This window comes from Metabacillus endolithicus, from assembly GCF_023078335.1.
Lineage (GTDB): Bacteria > Bacillota > Bacilli > Bacillales > Bacillaceae > Metabacillus > Metabacillus endolithicus.
Genome location: NZ_CP095550.1, coordinates 1,103,230 through 1,124,375, shown reverse-complemented (window position 1 = coordinate 1,124,375; position 21,146 = coordinate 1,103,230). Strand labels below are relative to the sequence as shown.

The 21,146-nt window shown below is 36.6% G+C and carries 19 protein-coding genes, 1 other RNA gene, 1 pseudogene and 2 other annotated features (1 of these 23 running past the window's edge); of the genes and pseudogenes, 20 read left to right on the top strand and 1 reads right to left on the bottom strand.

Annotated elements, in window-relative coordinates:
* Window positions 1-159 (top strand) — a binding site (T-box leader); it begins 75 nt to the left of the window's first position.
* A 260-nt stretch (window positions 160-419) separates the two neighbouring features.
* From hisS to MVE64_RS06180, 4 genes are all read left to right on the top strand, one after another.
* Window positions 420-1,688, top strand: a complete 1,269-nt coding sequence (hisS, locus tag MVE64_RS06195; protein WP_247344713.1) for a histidine--tRNA ligase — start codon at window positions 420-422, stop codon at window positions 1,686-1,688.
* A 14-nt stretch (window positions 1,689-1,702) separates the two neighbouring features.
* A complete protein-coding gene (gene aspS, locus MVE64_RS06190) occupies window positions 1,703-3,466 on the top strand; it encodes an aspartate--tRNA ligase (RefSeq protein WP_247344710.1) in 1,764 nt (587 codons plus the stop codon).
* 51 nt (window positions 3,467-3,517) lie between these two features.
* Window positions 3,518-3,703, top strand: a non-coding RNA gene (gene ssrS, locus MVE64_RS06185) — 6S RNA.
* Window positions 3,704-3,870: 167 nt separating this feature from the next.
* Window positions 3,871-4,644, top strand: coding sequence for a tRNA threonylcarbamoyladenosine dehydratase (locus MVE64_RS06180; protein WP_098797929.1), 774 nt, complete (start codon window positions 3,871-3,873; stop codon window positions 4,642-4,644).
* A 29-nt stretch (window positions 4,645-4,673) separates the two neighbouring features.
* Here MVE64_RS06180 and MVE64_RS06175 read toward each other — a convergent pair whose 3' ends face one another.
* Window positions 4,674-5,261, bottom strand: a complete 588-nt coding sequence (locus tag MVE64_RS06175) for a Myb-like DNA-binding domain-containing protein (protein ID WP_247344707.1) — start codon at window positions 5,259-5,261, stop codon at window positions 4,674-4,676.
* 193 nt (window positions 5,262-5,454) lie between these two features.
* Between MVE64_RS06175 and MVE64_RS06170 the strand changes: the two genes are divergently transcribed.
* The 16 genes and pseudogenes from MVE64_RS06170 to MVE64_RS06095 all read left to right on the top strand — a co-directional run bounded on the left by MVE64_RS06170 (window position 5,455) and on the right by MVE64_RS06095 (window position 21,140).
* The gene (locus tag MVE64_RS06170) at window positions 5,455-6,744 is read left to right on the top strand and encodes a replication-associated recombination protein A (RefSeq protein ID WP_247344704.1); all 1,290 of its coding nucleotides are present in this window, start codon (window positions 5,455-5,457) and stop codon (window positions 6,742-6,744) included.
* Between the two features lie 219 nt (window positions 6,745-6,963).
* Window positions 6,964-7,380, top strand: coding sequence for a cysteine metabolism transcriptional regulator CymR (gene cymR / locus MVE64_RS06165; RefSeq protein ID WP_098797926.1), 417 nt, complete (start codon window positions 6,964-6,966; stop codon window positions 7,378-7,380).
* Between the two features lie 44 nt (window positions 7,381-7,424).
* Window positions 7,425-8,564, top strand: a complete 1,140-nt coding sequence (locus tag MVE64_RS06160; protein ID WP_247344702.1) for a cysteine desulfurase family protein — start codon at window positions 7,425-7,427, stop codon at window positions 8,562-8,564.
* Between the two features lie 23 nt (window positions 8,565-8,587).
* Entirely contained in the window at window positions 8,588-9,700 is a 1,113-nt protein-coding gene (gene mnmA, locus MVE64_RS06155; RefSeq protein ID WP_098797924.1) for a tRNA 2-thiouridine(34) synthase MnmA, read from the top strand.
* Window positions 9,701-9,818: 118 nt separating this feature from the next.
* The gene (locus tag MVE64_RS06150; protein ID WP_247344699.1) at window positions 9,819-10,478 is read left to right on the top strand and encodes a tetratricopeptide repeat protein; all 660 of its coding nucleotides are present in this window, start codon (window positions 9,819-9,821) and stop codon (window positions 10,476-10,478) included.
* A 25-nt stretch (window positions 10,479-10,503) separates the two neighbouring features.
* Window positions 10,504-12,888, top strand: coding sequence for an SF1B family DNA helicase RecD2 (gene recD2, locus MVE64_RS06145; protein ID WP_247344697.1), 2,385 nt, complete (start codon window positions 10,504-10,506; stop codon window positions 12,886-12,888).
* A 26-nt stretch (window positions 12,889-12,914) separates the two neighbouring features.
* Window positions 12,915-13,391, top strand: a complete 477-nt coding sequence (locus MVE64_RS06140; RefSeq protein ID WP_247344695.1) for a PRC-barrel domain-containing protein — start codon at window positions 12,915-12,917, stop codon at window positions 13,389-13,391.
* A 16-nt stretch (window positions 13,392-13,407) separates the two neighbouring features.
* Window positions 13,408-13,599 carry a hypothetical protein gene (locus tag MVE64_RS06135; RefSeq protein WP_098797937.1) on the top strand — a complete coding sequence of 64 codons (192 nt, stop codon included), beginning with the start codon at window positions 13,408-13,410 and terminating at the stop codon, window positions 13,597-13,599.
* Window positions 13,600-13,613: 14 nt separating this feature from the next.
* Entirely contained in the window at window positions 13,614-13,745 is a 132-nt protein-coding gene (locus MVE64_RS06130) for a YrzQ family protein (RefSeq protein ID WP_121662931.1), read from the top strand.
* A gap of 116 nt (window positions 13,746-13,861) precedes the next feature.
* Window positions 13,862-14,921 (top strand): annotated as a pseudogene (locus tag MVE64_RS06125) (AI-2E family transporter).
* Window positions 14,922-14,964: 43 nt separating this feature from the next.
* Window positions 14,965-15,170, top strand: a binding site (T-box leader).
* 85 nt (window positions 15,171-15,255) lie between these two features.
* A complete protein-coding gene (gene alaS, locus MVE64_RS06120) occupies window positions 15,256-17,895 on the top strand; it encodes an alanine--tRNA ligase (protein ID WP_247344692.1) in 2,640 nt (879 codons plus the stop codon).
* Between the two features lie 78 nt (window positions 17,896-17,973).
* Window positions 17,974-18,240 (top strand): IreB family regulatory phosphoprotein, encoded by a 267-nt coding sequence (locus tag MVE64_RS06115; protein ID WP_026558655.1) that lies wholly within the window; start codon window positions 17,974-17,976, stop codon window positions 18,238-18,240.
* A 1-nt stretch (window position 18,241) separates the two neighbouring features.
* Window positions 18,242-18,658 (top strand): Holliday junction resolvase RuvX, encoded by a 417-nt coding sequence (gene ruvX, locus MVE64_RS06110; RefSeq protein ID WP_247344690.1) that lies wholly within the window; start codon window positions 18,242-18,244, stop codon window positions 18,656-18,658.
* Between the two features lie 24 nt (window positions 18,659-18,682).
* Entirely contained in the window at window positions 18,683-18,970 is a 288-nt protein-coding gene (locus MVE64_RS06105; RefSeq protein ID WP_098797916.1) for a DUF1292 domain-containing protein, read from the top strand.
* Between the two features lie 156 nt (window positions 18,971-19,126).
* Entirely contained in the window at window positions 19,127-20,251 is a 1,125-nt protein-coding gene (gene mltG, locus MVE64_RS06100) for an endolytic transglycosylase MltG (protein WP_247344688.1), read from the top strand.
* Between the two features lie 244 nt (window positions 20,252-20,495).
* Window positions 20,496-21,140 (top strand): O-methyltransferase, encoded by a 645-nt coding sequence (locus tag MVE64_RS06095; protein ID WP_098797914.1) that lies wholly within the window; start codon window positions 20,496-20,498, stop codon window positions 21,138-21,140.
* Window positions 21,141-21,146 lie beyond the last annotated feature (6 nt).

Sequence of the window (21,146 nt, the reverse complement as noted above, 5' to 3'; positions counted from 1 at the left end):
CTACATGATGACTTATTGAAGAACACTCCTTAGGTTTCTCTCTGAAAAACATTCGTTTAGTAGGAGCAGGACGTATACAGGCGTTAACTGATTGAGTGGAAGAGGTCATTAGACAGCTTCAACTAGGGTGGAACCACGGGTATAACTCTCGTCCCTACATGATGTAGGACGGGAGTTTTTTTGTTGTAAAAATTTGTGGTGTTCTTTTAAAAAAGTATTAATGTCTAACTACAGGCGCCACCGGCGAAGCACAGGACGTGCAGGTGCAGTCAATGCAACAGGACGTTGCGTTTTTGGCTGCCTTGAGGTCATAAGCCAAGTAGGAATTGAAGGTAAAGGGCAACCTTCTATTCCTACTCGTCTTATGCTTGTCGCCGTTAAACGGGCGCCTTCCGCATTTCGTATTAGGAGGAGAAAGTATGTCATTCCAGATTCCTAGAGGAACTCAGGATATTTTACCTGGAGAAGTTGAGAAATGGCAGTTTGTTGAGAATACTGCTAGAGATTTATGTAACAGATATCAGTATAAGGAGATTCGCACGCCAATATTTGAACATACGGAGTTGTTTGCAAGAGGTGTTGGAGAGAGTACCGATATTGTACAAAAGGAAATGTATACCTTTTTGGATCGTAAAGGAAGAAGTATTACTCTTCGGCCTGAGGGAACAGCTTCAACTGTAAGATCATTTGTAGAAAAAAAGCTTTATGCGAATCCATCACAGCCAACTAAGCTTTATTATATCGGACCTATGTTTAGATATGAACGACCACAAACTGGACGATTTCGTCAATTTGTCCAATTTGGTGTAGAAGCATTAGGAAGTAATGATCCTGCAATTGATGCAGAAGTAATTTCTTTAGCAATGAATTTATACCAAACACTTGGATTAAAGAGCTTAAAGCTAGTAATTAATAGCTTAGGTGATGCAGAAAGTCGTAAAGCTCATCGTGAAGCACTAATAGCTCACTTTGAACCTCGAATTGAAGAGTTTTGTTCTGATTGCCAGACGCGTCTGAAGCAAAATCCATTACGGATCTTAGATTGTAAAAAAGATCGTGACCATGAATTAATGGAAACTGCTCCATCCATTTTAGAATTTTTAAACGATGATTCTAAGAAGTATTTCCAAAAAGTTCAAGATTATTTAGGTGCAAATGGTATCTCATTTGAAGTAGATCCAGGACTAGTAAGAGGGTTAGATTATTATAACCATACCGCTTTTGAAATTATGAGTAATGCTGAGGGCTTTGGTGCTATTACCACTCTATGTGGTGGTGGGCGCTATAATGGATTGGCTCAAGACATAGGAGGGCCTGAAACACCTGGAATTGGTTTTGCTTTGAGCATTGAGCGTTTATTAGCAGCACTTGAAGCAGAAAAAATTGAACTTCCAATTACTTCATCTATTGACTGTTATGTGGTTACAATGGGGGATCAGGCTAAAGATCGTGCCGTTTCCTTACTTTATGAAATGAGAAATGCAGGTCTTATTGCAGAAAAAGATTATGAAGATAAAAAAATGAAGGCTCAATTTAAATCTGCTGACCGTCATCAAGCAAAATATGTGGCGGTACTAGGTGATGATGAGCTTGAAAGAAATGTGATTGCCGTTAAAAATATGGAAACAGGCACTCAAGAAGAAGTTTCAATAGAAGAAGTTATATCATATCTAACATCTAAGTTATAAAGGAGAGGGATTACATGTTTGGCCGAACATATTATTGTGGTGAAGTTCCAGAATCAGCAATTGGAGAAGAAGTTGTATTAAAAGGTTGGGTTGCTAAAAGACGTGATCTGGGAGGAGTTATTTTTATCGACCTACGTGACCGTACTGGCGTAGTACAGGTTGTTTTTAACCCGGAGGTTTCACCGGAAGCGTTAGCGATTGCAGAGCGAGTTCGTAGTGAGTACGTGTTAGATATAACAGGTAAGGTTGTAAGCCGTGATGAGGAAACAATTAATCCAAATGTATCAACTGGTACAATTGAGGTAATTGTTGAAAAAGTAACAATTATTAATGCAGCTAAAAACCCGCCATTTCTAATTGAAGATAAATCAGAAGAAGTTTCAGAGGATGTTCGTTTAAAATATCGTTATTTAGATTTAAGAAGACCAGCATTGTTGAATACCATTCAAATGCGTCATAATGTGACAAAATCGATGAGAAGCTTTTTAGATGATAATGGCTTTTTAGATATTGAAACACCAATTTTAACAAAAAGTACTCCTGAAGGAGCACGCGATTATTTAGTACCTAGCCGTGTGCATGAAGGTGAATTTTATGCATTACCACAATCACCTCAAATTTTTAAACAATTACTAATGGTTTCAGGTTTTGATAAATACTATCAAATTGCTCGCTGCTTCCGTGATGAAGATTTACGTGCTGACCGTCAGCCTGAGTTTACTCAAATAGATATTGAAGCTTCATTTATGAGTCAAGACGATATTATGTCGATGACAGAGCAAATGATGGCTAGAATCATGAAAGAAACGAAGAACGTTGAAATTGATTTGCCACTTCCAAGAATGACTTATGATGAAGCAATGGGTCGTTACGGTTCAGATAAGCCGGATACACGATTTGGTTTAGAGCTTGTCGATGTTAGTGAAATCGTTAAAGATAGTGGATTAAAGGTGTTTAACACGGTTGTAGCTAACGGTGGTCAAGTTAAGTCAATTAATGTAAAAGGTGCTGCTGAGAAATACTCCAGAAAAGATATGGATGCATTAGCCGAGTTCGTTGCACCTTATGGAGCAAAAGGATTAGCTTGGTTAAAGGTTGAAGAAGACGGCTTAAAAGGACCAATTATTAAATTCTTCACAGAGGAAGAACAAAAAGGTTTATTGCAAACACTTGAAGCAACTGTTGGAGATCTACTTGTATTCGTTGCAGATAAGAAGTCAGTGGTGGCAGATTCATTAGGTGCTCTTCGTTCAAAACTAGGAAAAGACTTACAACTGATCGACGAAAGTAAGTTTAATTTCCTATGGGTAGTAGATTGGCCGTTATTAGAATATGATGAAGCAACTAAACGTTATTATGCAGCTCACCATCCATTTACAATGCCTGCTCGTGAAGACATAGATCTTTTTGACACAGACCCAGGTAATATGAAAGCACAAGCGTATGATATAGTTCTGAACGGCTACGAACTAGGTGGCGGATCTATTCGTATATTCGAAAAAGATGTTCAAGAGAAAATGTTTAAGCTATTAGGATTCTCAGAAGAAGAAGCAAAAGAGCAGTTTGGTTTCTTATTAGAAGCTTTTGAATATGGAACACCTCCACATGGTGGTATTGCACTTGGATTAGACAGATTAGTTATGCTTTTAGCTGGACGCACAAATCTTCGCGATACGATTGCTTTCCCTAAAACAGCTAGTGCAAGTGATGTATTAACAAACGCACCAAGCACTGTTAGCGAAGCGCAGCTCGAATTAAATCTTGAACTGCGTGACTAATTGTCAAGATCTTGAAATGAAAATTTGCTTATGATATTATCTCTATAACACAAAGTCCTGATGTGTTCGTTGTACACCTAGTTTTGACCTAACATTGTTTATACGGGAGCTTGAGTTTTCAGACAGAGTACATGCCTCTACCTCGGATTGAGGACTTACAAACTCTGAAATAAAGCACCCACCTGCTGAGTGCGGGATCAAAACGAGGGAAATGGCGACGGCACGATCGGGACTACTACATATCAAAGCGAAAGGGGGTCATTCCACAAGGGTGACCCTTTTTATATAGGATTAAAAAACAAAAAACGCTTGCTTTTCTATCGATGTATGTTATATTCGTTTTCAGGTAAAAATACTGTCATTATGCAAGATAACGAAATAGGTTAATAATTGGAGTGAGTTAGTTGCTACATCAATTTTCACGTAATGAACTGGCGATTGGTAAGGAAGGATTAAATATTCTAAAAAATAGTACGGTAGCTGTATTAGGAATTGGTGGTGTAGGTTCTTTTTCAGCTGAGGCTCTTGCAAGGTCAGGTGTAGGCAGACTTGTATTAGTTGACAAAGACGATGTTGATATTACAAATGTGAATCGTCAAATTCACGCATTAGTATCAACTGTAGGACAACCTAAAGTAGATTTAATGGCTGCACGTATTAAGGATATTAATCCGGAATGTGAAGTTATTTCTCTGAAAATGTTTTATACAGAAGAAACGTATGAGCAATTTTTTGATCAAAACTTGGATTATGTGATTGATGCTTCAGATACCATTTCTTACAAAATTCATTTAATGAAAGAATGTTTGAAGCGTAATATACCCGTGATTTCAAGTATGGGTGCTGCAAATAAAACGGATCCAACTCGATTTCAAATTGCTGACATTTCTAAAACACATACAGATCCAATTGCAAAAGTTATTCGAACTCGTTTACGTAAAGAAGGAATTAAAAAAGGCATTAAAGTTGTCTTCTCAGACGAAAGCCCGATCGTAATTCGTGAGGAAGTTCGTAAAGAAGTTGGAAATGATGCTGCGCCGATAAGAAAGGCTAAAATGCCTCCATCTTCAAATGCGTTCGTCCCGTCTGTGGCAGGGTTAATCATGGGTGGTCATGTTATTACAGAACTTTTGAAGGATATTAAAATTACAAGAGTGAAAGATGAAAAACAAAGCTAAGAGGCTGCATTCAAGCAGCCTCTTAGCTGTTAATGATAGTATTCCTTTTTTAGCTCTTCTTCCGATGTATTTTGTGCATGTTGAATTAAAATCATCAGCACTTTATATTCTTCTTCTAATTTATGTTTCCGCTCTGTTAGTTTTTTATATCTGTCCACTAGCTCTTTATTTTTTTTATATAACGCTTGTTTTTCTTTTTGTAAATGGTTATTTTCTTCTTTCAGTGCAGTATTGCTTTCGGGCAGGTTATTTAATTGATTTAGATAGATTATACAGTCATTGATATTAATAAACTCACTTTGAGTTTGTATCGTTTTTGCTCTCTCAAATATGTTAGGGTCTTCTTTGGGCTTTTTGCTTGTAGTTTTATTGTTATGTTGATTATATTTGCGTTTATTTTCTTTATGTTTCTTTTTTGCTAATTCAATATCATTCACATATTCTTTTCGAACCTCTGCATTCCAACGATAGCTGCATGCCGCAGGTGTCCGGTTTATCTTGTCGGAGATCTCATTAAACGCGGCAGTTTGTGTACTGCCATCCTTTATATGATTTACTACCGTTTTTGCTAGAAGCCTATCTTCTTCTTGGGTCCACGCATCATGTCTATTTTTCACGATAACCTCCTTCGAGTTACTCGTTTTAACATGTTCGTTCGTTATCTTATCATTTCCTAGAAACTCATACTTATTCAAGTTCATAGATTCATATTTCATTCTTAGGAGTGCTTAATTACGGTGAGCTCCTTTTATTTCTTTACATCAAGATTCCATATATAATTATAGGTAGAATTGTACTGGGGGTTTTAAAGTGAATGGAGAGCCACTTGCTTTTCGAATGAGACCGAAAACAATTGATGAGGTCGTAGGACAAAAAGATATCATTGGTGAAAAAACAAGTTTATATAAAATGATCAAAAACGGATATGTTCCATCCATGTTATTGTATGGAGAGCCAGGGGTTGGAAAAACGTCAATAGCCTTTGCTATTGCAGGTACGACTAGCATACCTTTTATAGCGTTAAACGCGACAACAGCAGGAAAGAAAGATGTAGAAGCTGTTGTTGAGGAGACTCGTTTAACAGGAAAAGTTATCTTGTTTCTGGATGAAATTCATCGTTTTAATAAAGCTCAACAAGATTATTTACTACCTCATGTAGAACGAGGTGACATTATCTTAATTGGTGCAACAACTGAGAACCCATTTCATGATGTAAATCCAGCGATACGAAGCCGATGCGGACAAATTAAGCAATTAACAAGATTGACTGTTGATGATATTGAATTGCTTCTCCAACGGGCGTTAAAAGATGAAAAAAATGGCTTAGGGATGATGAGTATCCAAATATCCGAGGAGCAAGTGAAAAAAATTGCTTATGGTGCTAATGGAGATGCGAGAAAATCTTTAACCTTATTAGAATCAATTGTTTACTCGTCCACTAAAGAAGGAGATACCTATATAGTGGAGGATTCTATTATTAACGATCTGACAGGTAATGCAGGTGTTTATGGTGATAAAAAGGGAACTCACTTTTATAATCTGCTTTCAAGCCTACAAAAAAGTATTCGTGGTAGCGATGTAGATGCAGCTTTATACTATTTGGCTCATTTACTTGAGACAGGGGATCTTGTAGCCGTAAATAGAAGGCTAGTGGTGATTGCCTATGAAGATATAGGGTTGGCAAATACATCTGTTGGAAACAATGTTTTGTCTGCTGTCATTGCAAGTGAGCGGTTAGGTCTTCCCGAGGCACGTATTCCTTTATCTGTTGCGGTTGTTGAGATGTGTTTATCTTCTAAATCGAATTCCGCATACAAAGCTTTGGATATGGCCATCACAGATGTTCGAACAGGTAAAGTTGGGGAAATCCCAATGCATTTAAGAGATGGCCATTATGCTGGCTCAAAAGTGTTAGGACATGTTGGATACAAATACCCACATGATCACCCAATTGGAACGTTCGGCGGATGGGTGCAGCAAGAATACCTTCCAAGTAACTTAAAAGGAACTAAATATTACGAACCAACGGAAGCTGGTGAGGAAAAGAGATTATCAGCCATTTATTACAAGCTTGAGCAGTTTAAGAAGAATAATCAATAATACTTTTCATGTTAGATTAATCATGTCCTAGCGATATAGTCGGTTTTAGTGTCTAATATCACCATCTATGCTATAATGGCTAATGGAAAAAGTTAATGAATTGAACACTTGCTTATACGAAAAGGGTTATAAGTTTAATTAAGAACCCATAATGAGATCTTATAAATATAAACCAATTTCAAACAAGTTTACTAGATCGTGGTATGTAGGGGGACTATTATGAAAATATCAACAAAAGGCCGATATGGATTAACAATTATGATTGAGCTTGCCAGAAAGCACGGTGAAGGTCCAACTTCATTAAAAAGCATTGCACAGGCTCATGATTTATCAGAGCACTATTTGGAACAATTAATCGCACCTTTAAGAAATGCTCGTCTTGTAAAAAGTATTAGGGGGGCTTATGGTGGTTATATTTTAGGTGATGAGCCTGCAAATATTACATCCGGGGATATTATTCGCGTTCTTGAAGGGCCTTTAAGCCCTGTTGAAGTATTAGAGGATGAAGAGCCGGCAAAAAGACAGCTGTGGATACGAATTCGTGACGCTGTAAAAGAAGTGTTAGATAACACAACGCTTGAAGATTTGGCTAGTTATACAGACGGAGATCAAGAGCCGTATATGTTTTATATTTAGAAACTTGTTAAGCTACTAAATTTTTAATAGGAAGGAGGTAGGAAATGAAAAAAGTTTATTTAGATCATGCTGCAACTTCTCCGATTCACCCTGATGTTGCAGATCAAATGATGAAGGTGATGACTGATACGTTCGGTAATCCGTCTAGTATTCATTCTTTTGGAAGAGAAGCAAGGAGAATTCTTGATGAGTCAAGAAGAATGCTTGCAAATAGTATTGGTGCAAGTCCAGGAGAATTAATTTTTACAAGTGGCGGAACAGAAGCTGATAATTTAGCCATAATCGGAACAGCGCTTGCGAATCAACAAATCGGTAAACATATTATAACAACTGAAATAGAGCATCATGCAGTACTTCACACTTGTAAATATCTTGAGAAAATAGGTTACGATATTACTTACCTTCCTGTTAACAAAAGTGGTTTAATTTCTGTAGATGACCTCAAGCAACACCTAACAGACCAAACAGTGCTTGTTTCAATTATGTTTGGTAATAATGAAGTGGGTTCAATTCAGCCAATACGTGAAATAGGAAAACTTCTAAAGGAATATCCAGCGTATTTTCATACAGATGCTGTTCAAGCTTATGGAATTGAAGAAATTAATGTACAAGAGTTGGGTGTTGATTTGTTAACTGCATCTGCACATAAAATCAATGGACCTAAGGGTATTGGTTTTTTATATGCAAAAGCCGGTATTAAACTTCAGCCTTCATTATATGGTGGCGAGCAGGAGCTGAAACGACGAGCTGGTACTGAGAATGTTGCAGGAATTAGCGGATTCAGTCGGGCTGCAGAAATTGCTGCAGCCAATCGCGAAGGTAAGCGAGAAGAATATAAGAAATATAAGCAGGAAATGATCTCGATTTTTAAAGAACATGATATACAATTTGAAGTGAATGGAGAATTGAGTGGTTTACCTCACGTTCTAAATATGTACTTTCCGAAAACTCAAATTGAGTCTCTATTAGTGAATTTGGATTTGGCAGGTATTGCTGCATCAAGTGGTTCTGCTTGTACAGCTGGTTCTGTTGATCCATCTCATGTATTAGTGTCTATGTTTGGAAAAGATTCAGATCGGATCATATCTTCTGTTCGCTTTAGTTTTGGTTTAGGAGTATCCTTAGAAGATATTAGATATTCTGCCCATGAAATATCAAAAATTGTAAAAAGAGTGACAGCTTAGAGTTACATGGAGGTGAATAATGGATGACAAAAGATCCTAAAGATATAAGAGTAGTTGTAGGAATGTCGGGAGGAGTTGACTCTTCTGTTGCTGCTCTTCGTTTAAAAGAGCAAGGTTATGATGTTATCGGAATTTTTATGAAAAACTGGGATGACACAGATGAAAATGGTGTATGTACTGCAACAGAGGATTATAATGATGTGATTGAGGTTTGTAATCAAATTGGTATTCCCTATTATGCAGTAAATTTCGAAAAGCAGTATTGGGACAAGGTATTCACATATTTCCTGGATGAATATAAAGCAGGTAGAACACCAAACCCTGATGTGATGTGTAATAAAGAAATTAAATTCAAGGCATTTTTAGAACATGCCATGTCACTAGGTGCCGATTACTTAGCAACAGGTCATTATGCAAGAGTGGAATATCGAGATGGTGAATATAAAATGCTGCGTGGTGTTGATGACAATAAGGATCAAACCTATTTCTTGAACCAACTAGGACAAGAGCAATTGTCTAAGGTCATGTTCCCATTAGGAGATATTGAAAAACCTCTTGTTCGTGAAATGGCAAAGAAAGCCAATCTTGCTACTGCAACGAAAAAAGATAGTACGGGAATTTGTTTTATCGGTGAAAGAAACTTTAAAGAGTTTTTAAGTGGCTATCTTCCTGCACAGCCTGGTATGATGAAGACCCTTGATGGAGAAGTGAAGGGAAAACACGACGGACTTATGTATTATACAATTGGTCAAAGACATGGTCTGGGAATTGGCGGAAGTGGTGAACCATGGTTTGCAGTCGGTAAAGATCTAAAGAAAAATGTGTTATATGTAGATCAAGGCTTCCACAATGACTTACTATATTCAGATAGCATAACGGCAACAAATATGAGCTGGGTTTCAGATAAACAAGTAAAGAATTTAACCTGTACAGCCAAATTCCGTTACCGTCAACAAGATAATGAGGTTACAGTCAAGATGATTGATGACAAAACCGCTAAGGTAACATTTAAAGAACCGATTCGTGCTGTAACACCTGGACAAGCAGTGGTGTTTTATGATGGTGATACATGCTTAGGTGGCGGAACGATTGATGAAGTTTTCAAAAACGGTGAAAAATTATGGTATGTTGGATAAGGGAGAAAAATTTGGTTTAATAAATGTTTCTGATACTAGAAGGGGTTGACACAATGAGTCAGCCCTTTTTAGCTGTATCCTATATATTTACTACATACTAGATAAAGGAAGGATTAAGATGGATATTAATCAACGTGGAATTGAAGCAATGCAAAAAGGAGAGTTCGAGGAAGCAGCAACTCTTTTCTCGGAGGCAATTGAGAAAAATCCGAATAACCCAATTAGTTATATTAACTTTGGCAATCTTCTTTCTGCAGTTAATGAGCCTGAAAAGGCATTGAAATTTTATGAAAAAGCAATTGAAATAAATGAAGATTCTGCAACAGCTTATTATGGAGCAGGAAATGTTTACTTCAATCAAGAAAACTATGATGAAGCAAAAAATATGTATGAAAAGGCATTAAAGAAAGGCTTAGATCAAGGTGATTTACATTTTATGTTAGGAATGTGTTTATTCAATCTTGGTCAAAACCGTTTAGCTCTTCCTTATTTTCAACGAGCAGTAGAGTTAAATGAAAATGATAGTGATGCAAAATTCCAGTATGGTTTATGCTTGGCACAGCTTGAATTAATTGATGAAGCACTAGTGCAATTTGAAGAAGTTATCGAACTAGACGAGCAACATGCCGATGCTTTTTATAATATAGGAGTAGCATATGCCTTTAAAGAAAATAGTGAAAAAGCAATTGAAATGCTGAATAAAGCATTAGAAATCCAGCCGGACCATATGTTGGCAGGACATGCATTGAAAATTATGAATGGAAATATGGAGAAATAAGTTCTCTGAAGGGAGAGGCAAAATAATGCAGGAGAGTGCAGATTTATTTGGAGAAAAAGAGCGCTATGTCAAAGGACTAGTTAAGGTTGTTATCTTTCATAATGAACAAAATCTTTATTCCGTGCTAAAAGTAAGAGTACATGAAACGAGTGAAGATATAGAAGATAAAGAAATAACTGTTACTGGTTACTTTCCCCTCCTGCATGAAGATGATACCTACACTTTTTTTGGGTCGTTTACAAATCACCCTAAGTTTGGGCTTCAGTTTCAAACCGAGCATTTTCGGAAAGAAATTCCTCAAACAAAAGAAGGAATCATACAATATCTTTCAAGCGATCTTTTTAAAGGAATTGGAAAAAAAACAGCGGAAGCAATTGTTGAAAAATTGGGTGAATCCGCTATCTCAAAAATCTTACAAAATCCCTCCATTTTGGATGATATTCCTAAGGTGAATAAAGATAAAGCAAAACAATTGGTAGATGCGCTAATTTCTCATCAGGGTCTTGAGCAAATCATGATTGCGTTAAATCAGTTTGGATTTGGTCCACAGCTTGCAATGAAGATTTATCAAACATACCAAGATGAAACATTAACCATTATCCAGGAGAATCCCTATCAATTAGTTCAGGATGTAGAAGGAATTGGTTTTGTTCGAGCTGATGAGCTTGGAGAGCACCTTGGTATTTCGGGGAAAAGTGCTGAACGTATTAAAGCGGCTTGTCATTACAATGTCGAGCACCTTTGCCTACAGGAAGGTCATGTTTATGTAACAACGGAGCAGCTAATTGTTAAAACAAAGGAACTCCTTGATCACTCTAAAAAAGAAACCATTCACGAGTCAGATATTGCAAATGAGATCATTGCACTAGGTGAAGAGGGAAAAATGATTGTTGAAGAAAACCGTGCTTACCTTCCATCACTCTATTTTGCTGAACAGGGTTTGGTGAAAAATATTAATAAGATCCTTGATCAAACAGAATATGAAGATTTATTTCCTGAATCTGAATTTTTATTATCTCTGGGGAACCTCGAAGAAAGAATGAACGTGCAATATGCACCAACACAAAAAGATGCGATTCAGAAGGCACTAATGTCACCTATGTTACTACTAACTGGAGGACCTGGTACAGGAAAAACAACGGTTATTAAAGGGATTGTAGAATTGTATTCAGATTTACATGGATGTTCTCTTGATCCTAAAGATTATAAAAAAGAAGAAACTTTTCCAATTGTACTTGTAGCTCCAACAGGGAGAGCGGCAAAACGTATGAGTGAAGCCACAGGAATGCCGGCGGTTACGATTCACCGTCTTTTAAAATGGAATGGTGCGGATGGTTTTGAACACGATGAAGAAAACCCGATTGCAGGCAAACTTTTGATCATTGATGAAGTCTCAATGGTTGATATTTGGATTGCTAACCAATTATTTAAAGCTTTGCCTAAAGAAATTCAGGTTATTATGGTAGGCGATGAGGATCAGCTTCCTTCAGTTGGTCCTGGTCAAGTGCTTCGTGATTTATTGGCATCTCAAGTGATACCAACGGTTCGTCTGACAGATATTTACCGTCAGGCAGAGGGATCTTCTATCATTGAACTTGCCCACGATATAAAGGAAGGTAGACTTCCACAAAATATAGCGGCACCGACTTCGGATCGTTCGTTTATTAGGTGCTCTCAAGCTCAGATGAAAGAAGTTATAGGTAAAATCATACAAAGTGCACTGAAAAAGGGATATACAGCGAAAGATATACAAATCCTGGCACCCATGTATAGAGGACCTGCTGGTATTGATCAGCTAAATAAATTACTTCAGGAGCTTTTTAATCCAAAAGCATCTAGTAAAAGAGAATTGAATTTCGGTGATGTTGTGTACCGAAATGGTGATAAAGTGCTTCAGCTCGTAAATCAGCCTGATAGCAACGTATTTAATGGAGATATTGGAGAGATTGTGTCCATATTTTATGCAAAAGAAAATACCGAAAAAGAAGATATGATCGTAGTTTCATTCGATGGTAATGAAGTAACGTATACGAAACAAGATTTTAATCAATTTACACATGCCTTTTGTTGCTCTATTCATAAATCACAAGGAAGTGAGTTTCCAATTGTGATTATGCCTATTGTTAAAGGCTACTATCGAATGCTAAGACGAAACTTAATTTATACAGCAGTTACAAGAAGTAAAAAATCTCTTGTTTTATGTGGGGAGTTAGAAGCTTTAGAGTGGGGCATTACAAATAATGAAAGTTCCGAAAGGCAAACAAGCTTAATGTTAAAGCTTGGAGCGGATCAATTGAAAGATTCAGAACTTGATGAATTACAAAAACAATTACCATTCCCCCTAGAGGATGCAAATATTGGCATGGAAAACGTTACACCGTATGACTTTATGGAAGCTAGCGAAATATAAAAATGTTCGGAAAGGTGGAGATGACTTTGCGGACATTTTCGAAGCTAAAGGGACTTCCAGTATATTGTAGCAGTAGTGCAGACCTTCTTGGTCATGTAACGAATGTTTGCTTATCTTCCAAGGGATTTATATTCGGACTTATGATGGACGGCAAGGGCCTTTTTCAGCGTGATCGCTTTGTTCCTCTTGAATCAATTTATGCGGTAGGAGACAACGGCGTTATGGTTGAAGAAAAAGACAAGCTTCTATCATTACATGAAATGAAAAAACAATTTACGTATAACACTTATGATGATCTTAGCAATAAAGCAGTTCTCACTAAAGAAGGGGAAAAGCTTGGATTATTAGAAGACGTATATTTTTCTGAAAAAATGGACACAATTGAGGCATACGAACTGACGGACGGATTTTTTGCTGACATCGCTGAAGGTAAAAAGGTGGTTAAGGCTTCCGGTGAACCACTATCGATTAGCAAAGATGCGATCGTCATTGAACTTTATTAAAAGAGGTGTGCTTAGATTGTTTTCATGTCCGAATTGTAGAAGTAAAGACCTTGGAAAGATCGGTGTAAATCAATATTACTGCTGGAGTTGCTTTATTGAACTTTCTGTGTCAAAGGGAAAAATATTAACACATCAAGTTGAGGAAGATGGGACATTAAGCTCACTTGATGATTTGTTTCCTGAAGATGAACGATCAATAAGCATGTAAAGGGGAGATTGGTCTTGAATCGAACTTTAACCTCATTAATAACTATGGGTGTAGGGGCAGCAGCATATCATTTATCACGTAATACAAACATGATGAATAATCGTTCTATGAAGAAAATGAGAAAACGTGTTATGAAAATGTTTTAAATGAAAGAGAGGAGCTGGCAAATTTGTCGGCTCCTTTTTTCTTTTAAGTTTAATGGAACTCTGTACATAAAATACGGAATCACCCTCCACAATAACTAAGAAAGAGGAGGGTGACTATGAGAGACAATCAAATAAAATGGTTGTTAAGAATTACCATTTTATTATTAGGCTTGTTAACAGTATTTGTGTTTTTTAAGCTATATTCTATTTGGGCTCTTTTTTTCTAATGTTTAAAGCCATTTTTATCCCTTTTCTTATTAGTGCATTTATAACATATTTACTGCATCCGGTTATTGAAAAGCTACATCGAACAGGGATGCCGAGACCCATTTCAATTTTAATCATTTATTTATTATTTTTTGGTTTACTAGGATACGGTTTTTATAAAGGTGTGCCTGTATTGGTTAATCAATTACGAGATTTATCTGAAAACTTTCCCCAGTTCCAAGCAACTTACAACAGATGGATTGACTCAATTCATGATCAGACAGATCGTTGGCCAGATGGAATACATGATCGAATTGAACGGATGTTTGAGCAAACAGAAGAGTGGCTTGCATTAACAATCGAAAGAGTGATCAATAGTCTTAGGAGCTTATTTGATTATGTACTTCTTCTTGCGATCATCCCGTTTTTAGTATTTTATATGTTGAAAGATTATGATCAAATAAAAAAAGCTGGTTGGTATCTTACCCGCGAAGATGGAGAAATGAAGCGATTCAATTTCTAAAAGATATAGATCATTCATTAGGAAGCTATATTCGTGGTCAGCTGTTTGTTTGTTTGATCATTGGAACAGTTGCATTTTTATCTCTTTGGTTTTTTCATGTGAAATATCCATTAATACTTGGCCTATTAATTGGTGTGACAAATATCATTCCTTATTTTGGACCAGTGATTGGAGCGGTACCGGCTTTAATTATTGCTGCTACAATGTCAACAAAAACAGTCATTATTGTAGTGATCATTATCTTTGGGCTGCAATTTATAGAAGGAAATATTCTAGGGCCATTAATAGTGGGGAAAAGCCTTCATATGCATCCAATCGTCATTATGTTAGCGTTATTGGCTGGTGGAGAAATAGCTGGTGTTGTAGGATTAATGCTAGCTGTTCCTATCGTAGTCATTTTAAGGGTTGTTATTGTTCACTTAGCACAATTTAGACGACAACATTGACATTTGAATAACGCTTGTCTATAATTCTCGATAGTACAATAATGAAAAAACAATGAAGGAAAAAAGTACGTTGTGACCGCTTTAAAGAGAGGAATTTCCCTGGCTGAAAGAAATTCTAAAGTAAGGACAGCTGAAAGCTATTCCTAAGTGCAGAAAAACCTGCCGTCAAAACCACGTTACGGTTTTTTGAGTGATGGACTTTTTTGTCCATAATCAGGGTGGTACCGCGAGCCAACTCTCGTCCCTGTGCAAAGAGGTTATTCTTTACACAGAGACGAGAGTTTTTTGTGTTAAGTAAATTCTAAAATAACACTTATTTTTAAGGAGGATACATATGAAACACTTACAATCTGCAGAAGTACGTCAAATGTTTTTAGACTTCTTTAAGGAGAAAGGTCATACCGTTGAACCTAGTGCATCTCTAGTTCCACATGAAGATCCGACATTACTTTGGATTAACAGTGGGGTTGCCACATTAAAAAAATATTTTGATGGTCGTGTGATTCCAGCAAATCCGAGAATTTGTAATGCTCAAAAATCAATTCGAACGAATGATATTGAAAACGTAGGAAAGACTGCTAGACATCATACATTTTTTGAGATGCTAGGTAATTTCTCAATTGGCGATTACTTTAAAGTAGAATCAATCGAATGGGCATGGGAATTCTTAACAGATGAAAAATGGATTGGTTTTGATCCAGAAAAATTATCTGTTACAATTCATCCTGAAGACAACGAAGCATTCGATATTTGGAAAGATAAAATTGGTATTCCTGAAGAAAGAATTATTCGTTTAGAAGGGAACTTCTGGGATATTGGTGAAGGGCCAAGTGGGCCAAATACTGAGATCTTCTATGATCGTGGTGAAGAATACGGAAATGACCCTGAAGATCCAGAGTTATATCCTGGTGGAGAAAATGAACGTTATCTTGAAGTATGGAACTTGGTATTCTCACAATTTAACCACAATCCTGATGGTACATATACACCACTTCCTAAGAAAAACATTGATACAGGAATGGGACTCGAGCGTATGGTCTCTGTCATTCAAAATGTTCAAACAAATTTTGATACAGATTTATTCATTCCTATTATTAAAGCAACTGAGCAAATTTCAGGTGAAGATTACCGTAAAGATAAAGAAAAAGATGTGGCATTTAAAGTTATTGCCGATCATGTTCGAACAGTAAGCTTTGCGATAAGTGATGGGGCTCTTCCTTCTAATGAAGGTCGTGGATATGTATTGCGACGCCTGTTAAGAAGAGCGGTACGCTATGCAAAGCAAATTCATATAAACCGTCCATTCATGTATGAGCTTGTTCCAGTTGTTGCTGAAATTATGGTCGATTTTTATCCAGAAGTCAAAACAAAAACTGAATTCATTCAAAAAGTGATTAAAAATGAAGAAGAGCGTTTCCATGAAACATTAAATGAAGGGCTAGCCATCCTTAGTGAAGTAATCAAAACGCAAAAAGAAAAAGGAAATAATGAAATTCCAGGAGAAGATGTATTCCGTCTTTATGATACGTATGGATTCCCTGTTGAGTTAACAGAGGAATATGCTGAAGAAGAAGGCATGAAAGTTGATCATGCTGGCTTTGAAGAAGAAATGGGTAGACAACGTGAACGAGCTCGTGCAGCTATGCAAAAGGTTGATTCTATGCAGGTTCAAGGTGGCATGCTTGGAGAAATTAAAACGGAAAGTGAATTTGTTGGATACAATCAGCTAATTGTTAACAATTCCGAAGCTGTTGTGATTGTGAAAAACGGTGAAGTTGTTCAAGAAGCACATGAAGGTGAAGAAGTGCAAGTAATCCTTAATAAAACACCATTTTATGCTGAGAGTGGCGGACAAATTGCTGATGAAGGAACACTTACTAGTGATAAAGCAATGATCAAAGTGAAAGATGTTCAAAAAGCTCCTAATGGCCAAAACCTTCATAATGTCATTGTAGAAAGTGGTACTATTCAAACTGGAGATACGTTTACAGCTTCAGTAGCTGAAGAAAATCGAACTGGTATTGTAAAAAATCACACAGCAACACATTTACTACATCAAGCACTTAAAGATGTACTTGGTACTCATGTAAATCAGGCAGGTTCGTTAGTAACAGTTGATCGTCTTCGATTTGACTTCTCACATTTTGGTCAAGTGAGCCAAGAAGAGCTGTCACGAATTGAGCAGATTGTAAATGAGCAAATCTGGAAAAGTATTGCTGTAAATATTGACTTTAAATCTTTAAATGAAGCAAAAGAAATGGGAGCAATGGCACTATTCGGTGAGAAGTACGGGGATATTGTTCGTGTTGTTCAAGTCGGAGACTATAGCTTAGAGCTATGTGGAGGATGTCATGTCGATAATACATCTTCAATTGGACTATTCAAAATTGTAACAGAAACAGGTATCGGCGCTGGAACTAGACGTATTGAAGCTGTTACAGGAAAAGCAGCATATCAATATATGAATGAGCAATATGAGAAATTAAAAGAGGCTGCTGAGCTATTAAAAGCAAATCCAAAAGAAATTGTTTCAAGAATCAGTGGTTTATTACAAGATTACCGTGCACTTCAACGCGAAAATGAATCATTAACAAGTAAGCTTGGAAATCTAGAGGCTGGCAGCATTGTCGATCAAGCTAAAACGATAAATGGAATAACGGTTTTAGCTGCAAAAGTGAATGCAAAAGACATGAACAGCCTGCGTGGCATGATGGATGACTTGAAAAATAAGCTCCAATCAGCTATTGTAGTTCTCGGAGCAGCTGAAGATGGAAAAGTAAATCTGATTGCGGGTGTTACAAAGGATTTAGTTGATAAAGGATATCATGCTGGTAAATTAATCAAAGAAGTAGCGGAACGTTGTGGTGGAAAAGGCGGCGGACGCCCAGACATGGCACAAGCAGGTGCAAAACAACCAGAAAAATTGGAAGAAGCGCTAAAACTTGTCGATGAATGGGTTGAATCCGTTTTATAATTAAGAAAAGTAGTGTAAAATGTAGGTAAGATTGGACAAGCAGATTCCGATTATGAATCTGAGAAAGAGGTGCGAACGGTGAGTTCATTTGATAAAACAATGAAATTTAATTTTTCTGATGAAACGGTCGAAACCAATGTAAATGAAGTTCTTTATACTGTGTACGATGCGTTACAAGAAAAAGGCTATAATCCAATTAATCAAATTGTTGGATATTTACTTTCGGGTGATCCTGCCTATATTCCCCGTCATCGCGACGCACGGAATTTAATTCGCAAACTTGAGCGAGATGAATTAATTGAGGAGCTAGTAAAATCTTACTTACAAAAAAACCGAGAGGCATAATATGCGAATTTTAGGATTAGATTTAGGCTCAAAAACACTTGGAGTGGCTGTAAGTGATGAGCTAGGGTGGACAGCCCAGGGAATTGAGACGATTAAAATAAATGAGGAAAGTCGAGACTATAAATTAGGACGACTTACTGAAATCATTGAGCAGCATAATGTAGAAAAGATTGTTCTAGGAATGCCCAAAAATATGAACGGGACAATAGGACCAAGAGCTGAAGCAAGTCAGCGGTTTGCTGATATTTTGACAAAGAAATTTGGTCTTCCAGTCGTACTTTGGGATGAACGATTAACAACAATGGCTGCTGAAAGAATGCTCATTTCTGCAGATGTTAGTCGTAAGAAAAGGAAACAAGTCATTGATAAAATGGCTGCTGTTATGATTTTACAAGGCTACTTAGATAGTCTAAATTAACAAACAATACTATGAGGTGAAAAAATGGATCACGGTGAAAAACAAATTACAGTAATTGATGAAAATGGAAATGAACAACTTTGCGAGGTATTATTTACGTTTGAATCAGAAGAATTCAAAAAATCTTATGTACTTTATTATCCAGTAGGCGCTGATGAAGATGACAGTGAAGAGATTGAGATTCATGCATCAAGCTTTAATCCCCATGCGGATGGAGAAGATGGTGAACTAGAACCAATCGAAACTGACGAAGAGTGGGACTTAATTGAAGAAATGTTAAATACGTTTCTGGATGAAGAAGAGGAAGAATAAAATGTGAGGGACAAAAGAATCATTCTTTTGTCCCTTTTTCTTTGTTTTTTTTTTGATCATTGTGCTAATACTATGAATTTTCTCCTTGTCTTAAAAAAATTGCCGAAACATCATGAACATTGTAGTATAATAATTGGGATGAGAGGGGGATACAACATGTCTGATGATTCGAAAAAAGATACATTCCGCGAAAAGTTACTGGAAAAACAAAGTGAAGCGAAGGTTGTAAGAAAGATTGTTTTAACAGTATTCATCGTTCTTCTAATTGTTTTTTCAGGGGTAATCGGTGGCGGATATTTATATATTAAGTCTTCATTACAGCCGATAGATCCTAATGATCAAACAGCAATTGATGTCACTATACCGATTGGATCGTCTGTTTCTAGTATTTCAAAAATATTAGAAGAGAGCGGCATTATTAAAGATGATCGAGTCTTTAAATATTATATAAAATTTAAAAATGAATCAGGTTTTCAGGCTGGTGACTATCAGCTAGCAAAATCAATGACAATTACAGATATTATTTCAACACTTAAAAAAGGAAAAGTCATGGATGAAGCTGTTTTTCAAATTACCATACCTGAAGGAAGACAACTTACAGAGATTGCCTCTATTATTGCAAATAATACACCTTATACAGAAAAAGAGGTTTTAGCTACTCTAACGGACAAGGCTTTTATTGATTCAATGAAGGCAAAATATCCAGACTTATTAACAGATGATATTTATCAAGAGAATATCAAGTATGCTTTGGAAGGATATTTATTTCCTGCAACTTACCCATACTATACAGAAAAGCCAACATTAGAAGAAGTTCTTGAACCAATGGTACAAAAAATGAGTGAAGTAGTAGCAAAATATATTCCGCAATTACAGGAAAAAAATATGAGTGTGCACAGATTAGTTACAATGGCTTCATTAATTGAAGAAGAGGCAACAGAAAAAGCTGATCGTGAAAAAATATCAAGTGTATTTTATAATCGAATGGAAATAAAAATGCCATTGCAAACAGATCCGACTGTGTTATATGCATTAGGAGAACATAAAGATCGTGTATTATATGCTGATTTAGAGGTCGATTCACCTTATAACACCTATCAAAATCGTGGATTACCTCCAGGACCAATTGCAAATGCCGGAGAAGTTTCATTTGTAGCTGCTCTTAATCCAGAAGAAACAGACTTCTTATACTTTCTTGCTACAAAGCAAGGAGACGTCATTTTTACTAAGACTTTAGATGAGCATAACAAAGAAAAAAATAAGCACATTACAAATCAGTAGAGGAAATGAAAGGGATTGTGAATTAACTATTCGCTTTCCCTTTCTTATTGTGGTAAAATATATCGAGTTGTTAATTGAAACGAAAATATTATAAATGCTAAAACAAGAGTTCTCATGTATGGGGCTCTTCTTTTCGTGATTTGATATCATCTTTAGTTTACATTAGCGCTATATGACTACTGCAGGTATGGTTTGATCTTCCTCAAGTTTTCAGTTGGCGCTTTAAATCTGCAGGAGGGGCCACATGTTACCTAATGACGTGATCATGTATGTGGAGAACTTAATTCCAGAAAGTCCACAATTTGTTAAAGAAATAGAACAGTATGCACAAGAGCATGAAGTTCCGATAATGGAGAAGATAGGTATAGAAGTACTTTTGTTGCTTTTATCTATGCAAAAGCCAACAAAAATTTTTGAAATTGGAACGGCTATCGGGTATTCAGCTATCCGTATGGCACTTCAATTGCCACAAACACAGATTATTAGTGTTGAAATGGATGAAGAACGCTTTGAAGTAGCTCAACAAAATATTAAACATCTTGGACTAGAGAATCGGATTATCACCTATCTTGGAGATGCCTTAACACTAGCTGATGAAATAGAGAAACATGGTCCATTCGATGCTATGTTTATAGATGCTACAAAAGCTAAATATAAGAAGTTTTATGATTTATATGAACCAATGTTGTCAAAAACAGGGATGATTTATACGGATAATGTGTTATTTAAAGGAACCGTTGCAAGAGATCGTACAGAACTGAGCACAAGAAGACAACGTACACTTGTTAGAAAATTAGATGAATATAACAAGATGTTGTCTACGTTAGAAGGCTATGAAACAACATTCATTCCGGTTGGAGACGGAATTGCTGTTACTAGAAGAAAATGAAAGGTA